Below are 14,732 nucleotides of genomic sequence, written 5' to 3' on the forward strand. Positions count from 1 at the left end.
TTCGCTGCGGGAAGCACCCAGTGTCCTGCGCACACAGAGTGCGGTCGTGGTGCGGGGCGCGCTAGAGCACCATCTCCATGCGCACCAGGTCTCGCAGCGGGATGCCGTTCTGCTTCGTCGCCTTGCCCCAGCGGCGCACGAAGTAGTCGACGTCGACCCCGACGATGCGAAAGCCGAAGCGTTGGTAGAAGCCCAGCTCGCGCAGGCTGCTGTTGCCCGTGCCGACTTCGAGCCGGTGCGCGCCGCGCTGCCTGGCAAGCGCTTTCGCCTTCTTCAGCATCGTGGTGCCGATGCCCTGGCCCTTGTGGGCTTCGGCCACGGCGATGTTCATGATCTCCCAGGTGTCGACGCGCGTGGCCATGAGCACCATCTGGCCGACGACCTCGCCCGCCTGTTCGGCCAGCCATTGCTCGCCGCGCAGCAGGTACTTTTCGATCTCGGGGCGCGGGCCGTCCGCGTCGAACAGGAGCGGCCAGGGCACCGCATCCGTCGGGGTGGCCCTGCGCATCGTCAAACCCTTCATGTGTGTGTTTCGTTCTTTCCGTTGCATGACCCCATTCTGAGTTCTGGGCAGAAGTTCCCTGCCAGAGGCCCCGATCGTTGCGAAAACGGAAACGCCGTGTCGACAAAACCCATGCGCCATCGCCGGTTGAGAGGCCTATCGTGGAACCCACGCGAACACATCGTTCGCCCCACACAGGAGCAGACACCATGTCCACACCCCTTCATTCGGAAAAGAACCTCCTTCAGCAAACCAGGCTGTCCGTGGCCCAGGCCCGCGCGCTGGCCGGGCACCAGGTGCCCGTGGCGCTCGGCCTCGCGGCGGTGATCCTGTCGGTGCTGGGCGTCAAGCCCTGAACCTGGCCGGGGGCGTTCACTCCGGCTTGATGTCGGCGCCCTTGATCACCTTCGACCAGGCCGCGAGTTCCTGGTCGACGAACCGGCCCAGCGTGGCCGGGTCCATGTAGGTCGCGAAGGCGCCCTGCTCGTCCACCTTCTTGCGGAAGGCCTCGCTCTCGACGATCTTTTTGATCTCGGCGCTGAGCCTGTTGACCACCTCGGGCGGCGTCTTCGCCGGCGCGAACACCGCGAACCACGACTCGACCTCGTAGCCCGGCAATCCGGCCTCGGCCGAGGTCGGCACGTTCGGCATCGACGCGTGCCGCTTGCTGCCGGTGTACGCCAGCGGCTTGATGCGCCCGCCCGCGAAGTGGCCGATGACCGAGGGCGGCGTGGTGATGAAGATGTCGACATTGCCCGCCACCAGGTCGTTGATGGCCGGCCCCGAACCCTTGTAGGGCACGTGCGTGGCCGGCTGCTTCGTCTGGCGCGACAGCAGCTCGCCGGCGATGTGCTGGATCGAGCCGTTGCCCGACGAGGCGTAGAACAGGCCGCCCTCCTTCTTCCGGCCGTACTCGATGAGTTCCTTCATCGAGGTCACCGGCAGCTTGCCGCTCACCGCGACCACGTGCGGCGCGCGCATCACCATCGCCACCGGCACGAAGTCCTTGGTCGGGCTCCAGCGCAGGTTCGGGTACAGCGACGGGTTGCCGACGTGGTAGCCCGAGTACTGCAGCAACAGCGTGTAGCCGTCGGGCGCGGCGCGGGCCACGAACTCGGTGCCGATGTTGCCGCTGGCGCCGGGCTTGTTGTCGACCACGACCGGCTGGCCCAGCGCGCGCTGCAGCGGGTCGGCGACCAGCCGCGCCATGATGTCGGTGGAGCCCGCGGGTGCCGTCGGCACCACGAAGGTCAGGGGTTTCGAAGGCCAAGTGTCGGCGTGCGAGGCGGCAGCGGCCAGCGCGAGGCCGACCGCGAGCAGGCGGTGAGCGGGGTTCATGGGTTTGTCTCCGGTGGTTTTTGTGGACTGTCTTCGGGCGGCGGGCTTTAGGACGCCAGCTCCGAAATCTCGATGAGATTCAGGTCGGGGTCGCGCACGTAGACCGAGCGGATGCGCGCAGTGGCGCCCGTGCGCATCACGGGCCCTTCGAGGATCGGCACGCCCCGCGCTTGCAACCGCGCAATAACCTCTTCGAGCGGCACGCTGGCGATGAAGCACAGGTCGAGCGAACCGGGCGTGGGCAGTTCGGCCTTGGGCTCGAACTCGTGACCCTTCACGTGCAGGTTGATCTTCTGGTTGCCGAAGCGAAAGGCCTTGCGGCCGGCGCCGAAGGTTTCCAGCGTCATGCCCATCGTCTCCACGTAGAAGCGCACACAGGCTTCTTCGTTGGCGGTCGTGAGCACCAGGTGATCCAGGTGGTCGATCATGCGTTCTCCTTCTTGATGGGGCGCGCCTTTGCGCGCTCGACGATGGCGTTGAAATCGGCCGGCGGCGCATGGCGCGTGAGCCGGTGGCCAGCACGCGAGACCTGGCCGGGCAGTTCGTGCTGCACGAGCGATTCGAGTTCAGCCGCAGCGCCGATCAGGCCATCCAGATCCATACCGGTGTCGTAGCCCATGCACTGCAGCATGTGGACCACGTCCTCGGTCGCGACATTGCCCGTCGCGCCCGGCGCATAGGGGCAGCCACCGATGCCGCCGAGCGACATGTCGAGCCGACGGATGCCCGCCTCGACCGCGGCGATGGTGTTCGCCAGCCCCATGCCGCGCGTGTTGTGGAAATGCGCCGTCCATTCCAGTGCCGGATCCCGCGCACGCACGGCCTCGCACACCGCTTGCACCTGCGTCGGATAGGCCATGCCCGTGGTGTCGCACAGCGTGAGGCCCTGCACGCCCAACGCCGCGAAGCGGTCGGTCCAGCCGAGCACCGTTGCCAGCGGCACCTCGCCTTCCATCGGGCAGCCGAACACGCAGGAGAGCGACACGTTCACCGGCACCTTCGCCTGCTTCGCCAGCGCGATCACCTCAGCCAGCTGGGCGAAGGACTGCTCGCGCGTCATCCGCAGGTTGCTGAGGTTGTGCGTCTCGCTGACCGACATGACGATGTTGAACTCGCCGATACGGCTTTCGAGTGCGCGCTCGGCGCCGCGCACATTCGGCACGAGCGCGGTGTAGACCACGCCGGGCCGACGGGCGATGCGTTGCATCACTTCTTCGCCGTCGCGCAGCGCGGGAATCGCCTGGGCCGAGGTGAACGAGGTGACCTCGATCTTGGCGTAGCCGAGCGGGCCGAGCCGGTCGATCAGCGCGACCTTGTCGTCGGTGGGGATGAAGCGGCTTTCCATCTGGAAGCCGTCGCGCGTGGCGACCTCGTTGATGAACAGCCGCGTGCCGTTGCCGGTTTTCATACGGCCTCGCTTTCCACGCCACGCACCGGCCAGCCCGCGCCCTGCAGGTCCGCCGTGTGCTCGCCAAGCCGCGGCGCCGCATGCGCGATGCGCCCTGGCGTGGCGCTGAGCTTGGGCACCACGCCCGGCACCTTGAGCAGCTCACCGTCGGAGCCGCGCGCTTCGACGATCATCTCGCGCGCCAGGTACTGCGGATCGGTCGCGATGTCGGCCACCGTGTAGATGCGCCCGACCGGCACGCCGGCCGCATCGAGCACGGCCAGCACCTCGTCGCGGCTGCGCTGCAAGGTCCAGGCTTCGATGGCGGCGTCGATCTCTTCCACGCGCAGCACGCGGCCGTCGTTGTGCACGAGGCCCGGGTCGTTCTCCAGGTCCGTGCGGTCGATGGCGCGCATCAGCCGGCGGAAGATGCTGTCGCCGTTGCCCGCCACCAGCACGTAGTGGCCGTCGCTGCAGCGGTAGGCGTTGGTCGGCGCGATGCCCGGCAAGGCGCTGCCGGCCCGCTCGCGCACCGCACCGAAGGCGTCGTACTCGGGCAGCAGGCTTTCCATCACGTTGAAGACCGACTCGTACAGCGCCACGTCGATGAACTGCCCTTCGCCGCCGTGGGCCGTGCGGTGGTGCAGCGCCGTGAGCACGCCGATCACGCCGTGCAGCGCGGCCAGCGTGTCGCCCAGCGAGACGCCCACGCGCACCGGCACCCGGCCGGGCTCGCCGCTGAGGTAGCGCAGCCCGCCCATCGATTCGCCGAGCACGCCGAAACCCGGCTTGTCGCGGTAGGGGCCGGTCTGCCCGTAGCCCGAGATGCGCAGCATGATCAGCCGCGGGTTCAGCGCATGCAGCTGCTCCCAGCCCAGGCCCCAGCCTTCGAGCGTGCCGGGCTTGAAGTTCTCGATCAGCACGTCGGCCTCGAGCGCCAGCGCGCGCACGGCCTCCTGCCCTTCGGCGCTGCGCAGATCGAGGCACACCGAGCGCTTGTTGCGCGACTGCACCTCCCACCACACCGAGGTGCCGTCACGCAACAGCCGCCACTTGCGCAGCGGGTCGCCGACGCCTGCGGGCTCGACCTTGATCACGTCGGCGCCGAACTCGGCAAGTGTCTTGCCGGCGAAGGGGCCGGCGATGAGCTGGCCGAGCTCCAGCACCTTCAGGCCTTCGAGTGCGTTCATCTTTGTCTGTCTCCAGGTGGGTTGCCCCGACTCTAGGAACAGATGGCGATGAACGGAATTGCTCGGATGGCAGCAGGCCTTCGCGAAACGCGAAGACCCTGCGGTGCGCCCTACTTTTTCTTCAGCGTGGACGCAGGCCTGGCAACCACCAGCGGCTCGGCCGGCGTCTTCACCCAGCCGCGCAGCATCACGCCCAGGCAGATGCCGGCCGCGAAGATGAGCCAGTACACCCACGACGGCAGGTTCTCCACACCGCTGTGCAGGTTCATGCCGAAGGCCGCGCCGACGGCCATGAGCGGAAAGGTCAGCGCGGCGATGGTGTTGAGCTTGTGCTGCGCACGGCTCATCTCGAGGGCCGAGTGCGCCTGCGCCTCGGCGGCGCGTGCGAGCCGGTAGTCGAGCGACATGCGCGTGTCGGCCAGCAGCAGCTCGAAGCCGCGTGCGATCTCCACCGCGAGGTCGCGCTGGTCGATGAGCATCAGGTCGCCCTTCACCGCATCGCGCGCGGCCTGCAGCGTGTCCTGCATGTTCCGGGCGGCGCGGGTGAGCGGGATCAGCGGCCCGAGGATCTGGAACAGGTCTTCCGAGGTCTCGGCGGCCTGGTGGCGGATCTCGAAGGTGCTGAACGCCGCGCGGTAGCTTTCGAGCAGCTTGGCGAGCGCGCGCTCGCCGGGGTTGTTGCCCTTGTGCAGCCACGCGCCGTCCGGCTTGCGCAGGAACACGATGGGCTTGCGTTCGGCGCCGGTGCCCGAGGGCGGCTCGTGCAGGATCACCATCAGATGCTCCTGCTCGTGGATGATGCGCTGCGCGCCGTAGGTGCTGCCGCCCAGCCGCTGCTGCATGGCGGCGGGCAGTTCCCAGTCGTAGTCGATTCGTCTTGGCATCAGGGGGCCTGCAGTTCTTTCCACAAGGTGTCGAATTCGTCCGCGAAGCGGCGCACCAGCGGCGGGTCGTTGCTCAGCACCAGGTTCTCCTCGTTGTACTCGCAGGCGCTGCGGGTCCAGTTGTAGCTGCCGTTGAGCAGCCGCGCGCCGTCGAAGATCGCGAACTTGTGGTGCATGTGGGCCTCGGTGCGGTCCACCGCCACCGGAATGCCGGCCGCGCGCAGCTGGCCGACGTCGCTGCCGCGGTCGTATTCCTTGTCGTTGTCGGTGATGAAGCGCACCGTCACGCCGCGCCGGTGCGCCGCCAGCACCTCGGCGGTGATGCGGTCGTCCGAGAGCGTGAACACGCACAGGTCGACCGCGCGCTTCGCCGTTCTCAGCTGCTGGTTGATCGCCTGCAGGCAGGCGGTGCCGGGGCTGAAGTAGGCCTGCGAGCGCACCGTGACGCTGTCGGGCGATCGGCCGGTGTCGATCGCGCGCACCACGCCTTCGAGCCACTTGAGCAGCGACAGCTGCTCGGGGTCGGCGGTGCGCGAGCGCACGAGGTCGAAGGCGCGGTTGCGCAGCTGACGCAGGCCGTCTTCGGGGGGCGAGGCCTCGCGCAGGGTGTGGACCAGCACGCGGCGCTCGTCGTCGCTCAAACGCGCGTCGACCATCGTCGCGTCGAGCTGGGCCAGCAGTTCGGGCAATGCGGACATCACTGATCCTTGTCGGTTTTGGGCGGAGATGGCGGCGGTGCCACACGCTTGGGCGCGGCCCGCGTGGCCTGCACCTCGGCGGCGAGGCGCTCCATGTCCTGCTTGATCGAGCGGTCGAGTTCCAGCCGGCGCTCGGTGGCGGTCACCAGCGGCAGGATCAACTCGCGGTAGGTCACGGCGATCTGCAGCATGGCATCGGCCAGGCGCTGGCTCTCGTTCGGCCCCTCTGCGGCAGGCTTGGGCTCGGGCTTGAGCGCATCGACCGCGCGCGCCACGTCGAGCATGCTGCTCGCGATGCGCTGGCTGCCGTCCACGTCCGCGCCGCCGAGCTTGCGCTGGCGCACGAACTCGTCGCAGATGGCGGTCCAGCGGGCGCTCTCCTCCGGCGTCGGGCTGCCGAGCAACTGGGCCAGGCGCAGCAGGTTTTCTTCCGCGCCGGTGGTCAGCGTCTGTGCTTCGCCGCGGTAGTGGTCGCGCAGCAGTGCGTCGAGCTCGTCGTTGCGCATCAGCGGCGTGATCTTGCCGGCGAGCTTGGTCATGTTGCGGTAGCTGCCTTGCAACTTGAACGGCGGCGCGACACGGTAGGTCTCCTGCTGCGCGGCCGATTCGATGTACGCGAGGTTCACCTTCAGCAGCAGGTCGCGCGCACGGAACAGGCGCTGCAGCAACGCCTTGATCTCTTCCAACTCGACCGAGCTGTAGGCGTGCGAGAGCGCGCTGCTCGGCACGTCGTGGCCCTGCGCCATCTTCACCAGCAGCTGCACGTCCTTCGGGTCGCGCGAGGCCAGCGGCATCAGCGTGGGGTTGGAGGTCAGGCTGTTCTCGATGTACGAGAGCGCGAACGCCGCCTCGCGGCCCGAGAGCACGTCGCCCAGGTTGTAGATGTCGGCGCGGTTGGCCAGCATGTCCGGGATCTTGAACACGTCGCCCGACTCGGTGTACGGGTTGCCCGCCATCACGATCGCGAAGCGTTTGCCGCGCATGTCGTAGCTGCGCGGTTCGCCGTTCCACACGCCTTCGATGCGGCGCGTGCCGTCGGCCAGCGCGATGAACTTCTGCAAAAACTCGGGGCTGGTGTGCTGGATGTCGTCCAGGTACAGCATCACGTTGCTGCCCATGGCCAGGCCCAGGTTGAGCTTTTCCAGCTCCTGCCGCGCCGCGCTGTTGGGCGCGTTCGCCGGGTCGATGGCCGTGACGCCATGGCCCAGCGCCGGGCAATTGATGCGCACGAAGATCAAGCCGAGGCGGTCGGCCACGTACTCCATCAGCGTCGTCTTGCCGTAGCCGGGCGGCGAGATCAGCAGCAGCAGGCCCATGCGGTCGGTGCGGCTGCCCTCGCCCGCCGAGCCGATCTGCTTGGCCAGGTTGTCGCCAATGATCGGCAGGTACAGCTCGTCGATCAGCTGGTTGCGCACGAAGGTCGACAGCGGCTTGGCCTGGAACTGGCCGAGCTTGAGCCGCGCCTTCTCGCGTTCGAGCAGCTCGTGGCGCAGGCTGTGCAGCGCCTCGTAGCCCGGCACTGCATGCAGGGTGTGGAACAGGAAGCGGCGCCAGAAGTCGTTGAGGTTCAGCGTCAGGCGCCCTTCGGCGACGCGCGGGTGCTCGCCGCGCAGGCCTTCGACGGTGCGGTCGAGCGCCGCGTTGACGCGGGTGCGCTGCAACGGCATGGCCAGCACGCTGGCCGCGTCGTCGGTCCAGTCGACCGATTGCGGCGCCTGGTGCGTCGCGTAGGCGCGCACCCAGTCGCGCGCCAGGCGCCAGCGCTCGGCGGGCGGTGCGGCATCGAGGTCGTGCTGCCACGCATCGCGCCGGCCGCCGCGCTCCAGCTCGCGCAGCAACGCTGCCGCGAGGTCTTCGCCGGCGCCCGACACGGCCCAGGTCTCGCCGCCATGCGGGCCGGCGAGTTCGCGCACGAGGTACGCCGCGGCCTGGTCGCACAGGGTGGTCACGCGGCCGTCATGCGCGTCGCGTGTTTCGTCGTTCACGGTGTCGGCCACAGGCAGCAGGTCGGGCACCACGTCGCGGGCGAAATGATTCAAGGCACGCGCGATATCGGCTTCGAGCTGCTCCAGCGCGTCTCGCCGGCCGAACAGCGCCAGCATCTGCATCGCGGCACGCGCGCGGCGCAACATCGATTCGCGGTGCGCGATCAGGTGGCCGTGCTGCCAGTAGAGCAAGGCCAGCGCGCGTTCGGTCGGGCCCCAGGCGAGCAGGCCCGCCTGGTCCTGCATGCCGACAAGCGCGCCCAGCAGGCGCATCGCGTCGTCGTCATGGATGCCCTTCTGGTAGCCCTCCTGGTAGCGCGCCGCGGCGAAGCGGCGAACCATGTCGAGCAGCTGCGGATGCAGCGGGTCTTCGGCCAGCAGCGTGAGCACCTCGGCCCACGTGCGCTCGGCCTTGCCGGCGAGCAGCGCCTCCAGCAACCGTCCGGCGAGGTATTCGGCACGCGACAGCTCGAGTGTCTCGGACACCAGCGACTGGTCCCAGTAGCGCTGCAGCGGCAGCAGCCGGGGTTCATCGACCGGGCTCTGGTAGTCGGTGCCCGTCACCTGGTAGGCCATGCCCTCGTCGCGGGCCACGAGCGTCAGGTCGACCGGCTGGCGGTGCACGGTGAAGGCGTGGCGGCCCAGGCGCAGCGTGTCGCCACCCTCGCTCACCAGTTCGCGCTTGTCGCGGATGGAGCGCAGCGCCTGGTCGCGCGCGGTCTTCAGGCGCGTGTCGAGTTCGTCGGCCGGCACTGCGGCGCCCAGCGTGCGCAGGTCGGCGATCAGCGTGTGCAGCTTGCCGATCATCGGGTCGGCCGCAAAGTAGCTGTGCACCTGCGTCAGGTCTCCGAACTGCGCGATGCGGCGCGGAATGCCGTCGAGGATGCGCCCTGCCGCGTCGACCACGCCCTGCGCGCGGCGCTGGCGGGCGTCGACCAGGCTCTGGCGGCGCGCGGACAGCGCCTCGTACACGGTCTCGCGCTTTTCGGCGATGTCGGCCAGGAAGTCTTCCTGCTCGGCGAAGCGGCCTTCGATTTCCTCCAGCTGGGCCAAGAGGCGCGTGAGCGCGTCGTCGCACTTCTCGGGCGTGTCGGCGAACTCCAGCGCGTTCTCGACCGCCTGGCTGAAGAGCTTGAACTGCGCACCGAACTCGGCCCGCGCCTCGGTGGCGCCCAGCGACTTGCGCCGCGCGCGCGCATCGGCGCGCATGCGGTTGATGTCGGCGTAGATCAGCGAGATGCGGTCCAGGATCGACGTGCGAATCACCGCGTCGCCGCCCGGCAGGCTGCCCAGCTGCTCGGTCAGCAGGTCGAGGCCGGCGGCCTGCTCGTCGAGCGTGGCGAGCATCTGGCCGAGCGCAGGCGACGTCGCCAGGTTGGGGAGTTCGAGCGCGAGCTTGTCCAGCGCCTGGCGCTGGCCGTGGAAGGCCGTGTCGGCCGCCAGGAACTGCATCGCGCGCTCGCCGATGCGCTGCTGCTCGACCTCGAGCGCGGCGTCCATCGCGGCGATGCGCGGCAGGTCGGCGTAGCGCAGTTCCTTGAGCATCTGCAGCGCGCCGCGCCGTTCGCGCAGCCGGCCCAGCGCCTTCACGAAATCGTCGGGTGCGCGCCAGAGGGTGCTGGCAATGTCGACCAGCAGCGCATGCTGCTCGTCTTCCGCGCGGGCCAACGCACGCGCGGTTTCGCGGCGGATGGTGTCGACCTTTTCGAACTCGGCCAGCGTGCTGCGCGCCACCTCGGCGATGCTGCGCAGCTCGCCCATGAGGCCGGTGGCCTCGGGCGCGTCGAGCCAGAAGTAGGCGTCGCTCACGCGGGTGCACTGGCGGATCAGGTCTTCGTAGGCTGCGCGCGTGGGCGCCTGCTCGCGCACCGCGCGGGCGATGCCCATGAGGTCGCTCACGCCGCGCACCAGCTCGGCGTTGCCGATCTTGCCGAAGAAGCCAGTCGCGGGCGGCTGTGCACTCACGTGCTCTTCGCTGGCAAACGGCGTTTGCCACAGCTGCATCGGGTGCACGCGCGTGGGCTCAACGTCGTCGCCGTTGAACACCAGCATGCGGCCGTCGGCAAAGCGCGCGTAGCCGTTGGCGATGATCGGCGTGGCGAGCTTCTTGTCGATCAGGTTGTAGTTGAAGAGCGCATAGCGCCCCGGCTTCGGGTCGTAGAACACATAGGCCACGTCTTCGCCGTTGGGCGAGCGCAGCATGCGCTTGAAGCGCAGGTTTTCCACCACCTCGGCCGGCAGGTCGAAGCGTTTGTATTCGCCCGACTGCAGGTAATAGCCGCCCGGAAAAATAATGCCGTGGTCTTCGGGAAGTTGCACGCAGGAGCCACCGATGGCGTCAATGCGCTCGACCTGCTGCGTGCGGATGTTGAACACCAGGTAGCGCGTGACCTGCTCGCGGTAGGGCTTCACGCGCAGCAATATCAGCATGCCCAGCTTGGCCCAGGCGATCTCGGCGTCGGTGAGCGACTGGCTCTTGTCCTCCACCGGTTCGCTGTAGATGCCCAGTCCGGTCTCGGTGTTGTTCTCGATCTTGACCGTGAGGTCGCCGCCCAGCGTCTCGACGAACACGGTGTCGAGCACGTTCACGTGCGGATGCTTGCCGCCCACATGGTCTTCGCGCGTGGCCACGGTCCACTCGAAATCGTGGCTCGCAGGCAAGGCGATGTCGCGCTCGCCGCGGTTGTCGATGTAGTTGATGTTGCCGTTGCGCTCGATGGCCCAGCGGAACACACGCACGTCGTGCAGCTGCTGGCCGATCTGGAACGAGGCGAGGAGCTTGTCCTGCGTGACGCGCAGCTGCAGCAGCGTGGCCTGCTTGTAGTAGGCGTAGAGCTCGCGGAAGTCGGAGGCAAAACGCGCGTCTTCCAGGAAGGTGCCGGCCAGCGGCACGGGCTGCAGCTCGTCGTTCTCGGTGGCGGCTTCGCCCGGCGATGCGAGCCGGTACAGGCCGAACACGTCGCCCACGGCCGTTTCCTTGCGCAGGCCGATGAAGACGTTGTAGCCGAACAGCAGCAGGTCACCGATGCGCACGATGTCGCGCGCCATGGCGTTGTTCTCGGTGCGCGCGCGGGTGCGCAAAATCAGCGCCTGGTCGGAGCGGCCGAACTCGGCCAGCCGCTGCTCGTTGAGCGCCTGCGTCTTCTTGAGCAGGCCCTCGCCCTGGGTTTCGAGCCGCTTCTTCAGCAGGTCGTAGCTGCCGCTGCCGGAGACCAGCGCTTCGGTGGGGTCGATGGGGGCCTGGGCGCCGGGCGGCGCTGCGGTGTCGTCGGTGGGTTGCATGGATCGGCGCGGTCAGTCCGCGCGCAGCAGTGCGAGCAATTCGTCGCGGTGAGGCTGGGTGTCGAGCCAGGCGCGGATGCGGTCCAGCTCGTCGATGCAGTCGTCGCCGTAGCGGCGGCGCAGCGCGGCCAGGCGCGCCTCGCGCACCTCTTCGGTCTGCAGCCGGCGCTGCCAGCCGTCGGACAGCAGCTCGTCGAGCCGGCCGGCCAGGCCACGGCTCACGAGGGCGCGCCATTCGCCCTGGTCGAACCAGAGGTTCTGGCAGGCCACGCAGCGGTCAATGCGGAAGTCGGGCCCGGCGCTCACGCGCAGGCGCTGCATCAGGCGCTCGCATTCCGGGCAGTGGCGCACGGCGGCGATGTCGAACACCTCGATCACCTCGTCGTCGACCTCATGCGGCACGCGCTTCGGGTCGGCGGCCTTCCAGCTGCGCCAGTCGTCCATGTCCATCACCATGCCGTGGCAGTCGCCGCACTGCACGCCGAGCAGGGCTTCGGCAAGCGCGACAGGCTGCATCGCGGCATGGGCGGCGCAACTGCACTTCAGGTTCGGGTTCATTGCGCGCCCCCGGCTCAGTTGCGGAAGGAGGAGATCAGGTTCTGCAGCGCCGACTTCTGGCTTTCGGTGCCGTCGTTGGCGATCTTGCTCATCAGCGAGGCGACGCTGAGGTTCTGGATTTCGCCCGACGAGTTGCCCAGCGCGCCGACGATGTCGCGCAGGTCCTTCACCACGTCGCGCTCACCCGAGAGCTGCTCCTTGAAGGCGACCTGCACCGCCTGGCTCTTGGAGATGACGCCGTCGATGCCCTTGCCCACGGAGAGCGAGCGCACGAAGCTGTCGAAGTAGTCGCCCGAGCCGCCCACGATGTCGATCTTGGCGTTGGCGAGCGCGGTGCCCAGCACGTCGGCCTGTTCCTTGGCGATGGACGTCTGCGCGTCGATGCCCTTCATGGTTTCGATGTGCGACTTTTCCAGGCGCATGCGGAACTCTTCGTGGTCGCGGGTTTCGGGGCTCATGGACTTCATGGCCTCGAACTTCTCGTGCAGGCCCTTGGCCTCGGCGTTGAAGCGCGCCTCGATCACCTGCGCATCGGCTTGGCCCGACTTGAGCGTGGCCTCGGCGTCGGCCGTGCGCACGTTGACTTCGGCGAGGCCGAGCTTTTCCTTGCCCGAGGCCTCGGCCTCGAACTTGGCCCGCATGCCGGCGGCTTCGGCCTGCGAGCGGGCTTCGATGACCTGCGCATCGGCTTGACCGGCCTTGAGGATCGCGTCGGCATCGGCCTGGCGCACATGCACGTCGGCCAGACCCAGCTTTTCCTTGCCCGAAGCCTCGGCTTCGAAGCTTGCGAGCTTGGCCTGGGCCGTGGCAATTTCCACCTTGGCAGCGGCCAGGCCCGGTGCGGCGGAAATGGCTTCCACGCCTTCGGCTTCGCGCTTCTTCGACTCGGCGTCGCGCTCGGCCACCTTGAGCTTGGCGTCGGCCAGCGTGAGTTCTTCGGCGGCCTTGTGGCGGGCGCGCTTTTCTTGCGTTTCGGCGGCCTTCACGTCGAGCACCATCTTCTCTTCGGCCTGGCCCTCGGCCATGATCACGACCGACTTCTTGGTGCGCTCGGCCTCGGCGACCACGCGCAGTTCCTTGATGGCTTCTTCCTGTTCGGCCACCGTGCGCTCGACCACGATGCGCTCGCGGATCACGTCGGCAATGGCCTTCTTCTGCACTTCGACGGCCTTGTCCTTCTCGATGCGCTGCAGGGTCACTTCCTTCTCGCGATCGACGATTTCGAGGTCACGGGCACGCGTGACCTTTTCTTCCTCGATGGCCACCGCGCGCTTGCGGTTGTTCTCGGCCACTTCCTTCTCGCGCTGCACGTTCTCCTGCTGCACCGAGACCGACTGCTCGGCCATGAGGCGCGCGGTTTCAGACTTGGTGCGCTCTTCGGACTGGATCTTGGAGGTTTCGGCTTCTTCGCGAGCGCGCACGCTGGCAATTTCGCGTTGCTGGCGCGCGGTGGCGTCGGCCTGCTGACGCTCGAGCTCGAGCAATGCCTCTTGCGTCTCGACGTTCTTCTTCTTGATCTGCATTTCCTCGTTGCGGCGCAGTTCGTTGGTGCGCACGTGCTCGACCGCCGTCAGCTCGGTGATCTTCTTGATGCCCTGCGCATCGAGGATGTTGTTGGCATCGAGCTCCGACAGCGGCGTCTGCTCGAGGTAGTCGATGGCGGCGTCTTCGAGCACGTAGCCCGAGAGGTCGTTGCCGATCTGGCTGATGATCTCGTCGCGGAAGCCGTCGCGCGCCTGGTACAGGTCGACGAAGTCCATCGACTTGCCCACCGTCTTGAGCGCTTCGGAGAACTTGGCCGAGAACAGCTCTTCGAGCGTCTCGTGGTTGGAGGCCCGTGCGCAGCCGATGCCCTGCGCCACCTTCAGCACGTCGTCGGCGGTCTTGTTGACGCGCACGAAGAACTTCACCTTGATGTCCGCGCGGATGTTGTCTCGGCAGATGAGGCCTTCGTTGCCCGAGCGGTCGATCTCGATGGTCTTGACCGAGATGTCCATCAGCTCGGCCTTGTGGATGATCGGGTAGACCATGCGGCCGGTGAAGGTCACCTCGGGCTCTGCGCGCAGCGTGTTCACGATGAGGGCGTGGCCCTGTTCGATCTTGCGATAGAACTTGGCGAACATCGCGAACAGGCCGAGGATGACGACGGCCAGTATGACCACGGCGAAGATGATGGGCTCCATTTTTTCTCCAGATGCTTTAAGAGCGAGCGAACGAACTTGGGTGAGGGATGCGCGCGGTCAGAAGGTGTGAATGAATCCGGCGTGGCCGATGAACGGACATGGCGGGTTCGTTCACGCCTTCTCAGACGATGTCTTCGTGCGCCGCGATGAGGTAGCGCGCGGCCACCTCGTCGTATTCGAGGATGAGCGCGTGCGAGCCGCGCTTGAGGGCGTTGGGCGTGGGCGCCCAGACGCGGATGTTGAGGCTGGCGCCGCGGCGCGCCACTTCGGCGCGGCCGTCCTTCTCGTTCACCACGCCGGTGACGACGCGGCAGACCTGGCCCACGAGCGCCGCATTGCTCACGGCCGTGTGGCTCACGAAGAGGCCCTTGAGCGGGCGGATGGCCACCGCCGTCACCGGGATGGCAAGGGCTGCACTGGCCACCAGCAGCACCGTGCCGGCCACCAGCTTGAGCACCATCGTCGGCACCAGCGGCAGCAGCCACTCGCCGCCCAGGCACGAGAGCGTCCAGGCCACGAGCACCAGCAGGCTCACGGCCACCGAGAACGGCACGCCGTTCAGGCCGAAGGCGACCACGTAGCTCGCGATCTGGCCCATGTCGCTGGTGTCGCCATCGGCATGCGTCTGCAGGTCGACGTCGATCCCGCTGCTCTCGAAGTCGACCATGCCGACCACCGCGAGCACCCAGTAGATCACCACGACGCCGAGCAGCACCGTGTAGATC

At 67.9% G+C, this 14,732-nt stretch carries 12 protein-coding genes; 1 reads left to right on the forward strand and 11 read right to left on the reverse strand.

The annotated features are described in order from the left end of the window. Positions 1–61: 61 nt before the first annotated feature. Positions 62–508, reverse strand: coding sequence for a GNAT family N-acetyltransferase (locus tag AC07Y4_RS07860; protein WP_487847240.1), 447 nt, complete (start codon positions 506–508; stop codon positions 62–64). A gap of 203 nt (positions 509–711) precedes the next feature. Here AC07Y4_RS07860 and AC07Y4_RS07865 point away from each other — a divergent pair, with 203 nt between their 5' ends. Continuing rightward, the gene (locus tag AC07Y4_RS07865; RefSeq protein WP_167395007.1) at positions 712–858 is read left to right on the forward strand and encodes a hypothetical protein; all 147 of its coding nucleotides are present in this window, start codon (positions 712–714) and stop codon (positions 856–858) included. Between the two features lie 16 nt (positions 859–874). On the opposite strand, the gene AC07Y4_RS07870 is transcribed toward AC07Y4_RS07865, so the two are convergent. The 10 genes from AC07Y4_RS07870 to AC07Y4_RS07915 all read right to left on the reverse strand — a co-directional run bounded on the left by AC07Y4_RS07870 (position 875) and on the right by AC07Y4_RS07915 (position 14,731). Further along, the gene (locus AC07Y4_RS07870) at positions 875–1,840 is read right to left on the reverse strand and encodes a Bug family tripartite tricarboxylate transporter substrate binding protein (RefSeq protein ID WP_487847241.1); all 966 of its coding nucleotides are present in this window, start codon (positions 1,838–1,840) and stop codon (positions 875–877) included. A gap of 47 nt (positions 1,841–1,887) precedes the next feature. Then, on the reverse strand, positions 1,888–2,268 hold the full coding sequence (locus tag AC07Y4_RS07875; RefSeq protein ID WP_487847242.1) for a VOC family protein: 381 nt from the start codon (positions 2,266–2,268) through the stop codon (positions 1,888–1,890). After that, positions 2,265–3,248: a hydroxymethylglutaryl-CoA lyase gene (locus tag AC07Y4_RS07880; protein ID WP_487847243.1), complete on the reverse strand. Its 984-nt coding sequence runs from the start codon at positions 3,246–3,248 to the stop codon at positions 2,265–2,267. Before AC07Y4_RS07880 ends, AC07Y4_RS07875 begins: the two co-directional genes overlap by 4 nt. Beyond that, entirely contained in the window at positions 3,245–4,417 is a 1,173-nt protein-coding gene (locus AC07Y4_RS07885; protein WP_487847244.1) for a CaiB/BaiF CoA transferase family protein, read from the reverse strand. The genes AC07Y4_RS07880 and AC07Y4_RS07885 overlap by 4 nt, the downstream gene beginning before the upstream one ends. A gap of 110 nt (positions 4,418–4,527) precedes the next feature. Then, positions 4,528–5,301, reverse strand: a complete 774-nt coding sequence (locus tag AC07Y4_RS07890) for a hypothetical protein (protein ID WP_447743447.1) — start codon at positions 5,299–5,301, stop codon at positions 4,528–4,530. Beyond that, on the reverse strand, positions 5,301–5,999 hold the full coding sequence (locus AC07Y4_RS07895) for a phospholipase D-like domain-containing protein (RefSeq protein WP_487847245.1): 699 nt from the start codon (positions 5,997–5,999) through the stop codon (positions 5,301–5,303). The genes AC07Y4_RS07890 and AC07Y4_RS07895 overlap by 1 nt, the downstream gene beginning before the upstream one ends. After that, positions 5,999–11,266 carry a DNA repair ATPase gene (locus AC07Y4_RS07900; protein ID WP_487847246.1) on the reverse strand — a complete coding sequence of 1,756 codons (5,268 nt, stop codon included), beginning with the start codon at positions 11,264–11,266 and terminating at the stop codon, positions 5,999–6,001. Before AC07Y4_RS07900 ends, AC07Y4_RS07895 begins: the two co-directional genes overlap by 1 nt. Positions 11,267–11,278: 12 nt before the next feature. After that, positions 11,279–11,824 (reverse strand): TFIIB-type zinc ribbon-containing protein, encoded by a 546-nt coding sequence (locus AC07Y4_RS07905; protein WP_095947463.1) that lies wholly within the window; start codon positions 11,822–11,824, stop codon positions 11,279–11,281. 14 nt (positions 11,825–11,838) lie between these two features. Then, entirely contained in the window at positions 11,839–14,007 is a 2,169-nt protein-coding gene (locus AC07Y4_RS07910; protein ID WP_062476401.1) for a flotillin family protein, read from the reverse strand. 121 nt (positions 14,008–14,128) lie between these two features. Further along, entirely contained in the window at positions 14,129–14,731 is a 603-nt protein-coding gene (locus AC07Y4_RS07915) for a ubiquinone biosynthesis protein (RefSeq protein WP_495274321.1), read from the reverse strand. Position 14,732 lies beyond the last annotated feature (1 nt).

The sequence above is a fragment of the Variovorax sp. GW460-12-1-14-LB1 genome (assembly GCF_059423605.1).

What these genes read in the sequence shown, in the direction of transcription:
- AC07Y4_RS07875 (WP_487847242.1), bottom strand. Translation starts at nt 2,268, where the DNA reads ATGATCGACCACCTGGATCACCTGGTGCTCACGACCGCCAACGAAGAA.
- AC07Y4_RS07905 (WP_095947463.1), bottom strand. Translation starts at nt 11,824, where the DNA reads ATGAACCCGAACCTGAAGTGCAGTTGCGCCGCCCATGCCGCGATGCAG.
- AC07Y4_RS07895 (WP_487847245.1), bottom strand. Translation starts at nt 5,999, where the DNA reads ATGTCCGCATTGCCCGAACTGCTGGCCCAGCTCGACGCGACGATGGTC.
- AC07Y4_RS07865 (WP_167395007.1), top strand. Translation starts at nt 712, where the DNA reads ATGTCCACACCCCTTCATTCGGAAAAGAACCTCCTTCAGCAAACCAGG.
- AC07Y4_RS07910 (WP_062476401.1), bottom strand. Translation starts at nt 14,007, where the DNA reads ATGGAGCCCATCATCTTCGCCGTGGTCATACTGGCCGTCGTCATCCTC.
- AC07Y4_RS07870 (WP_487847241.1), bottom strand. Translation starts at nt 1,840, where the DNA reads ATGAACCCCGCTCACCGCCTGCTCGCGGTCGGCCTCGCGCTGGCCGCT.
- AC07Y4_RS07860 (WP_487847240.1), bottom strand. Translation starts at nt 508, where the DNA reads ATGCGCAGGGCCACCCCGACGGATGCGGTGCCCTGGCCGCTCCTGTTC.
- AC07Y4_RS07890 (WP_447743447.1), bottom strand. Translation starts at nt 5,301, where the DNA reads ATGCCAAGACGAATCGACTACGACTGGGAACTGCCCGCCGCCATGCAG.
- AC07Y4_RS07885 (WP_487847244.1), bottom strand. Translation starts at nt 4,417, where the DNA reads ATGAACGCACTCGAAGGCCTGAAGGTGCTGGAGCTCGGCCAGCTCATC.
- AC07Y4_RS07900 (WP_487847246.1), bottom strand. Translation starts at nt 11,266, where the DNA reads ATGCAACCCACCGACGACACCGCAGCGCCGCCCGGCGCCCAGGCCCCC.
- AC07Y4_RS07880 (WP_487847243.1), bottom strand. Translation starts at nt 3,248, where the DNA reads ATGAAAACCGGCAACGGCACGCGGCTGTTCATCAACGAGGTCGCCACG.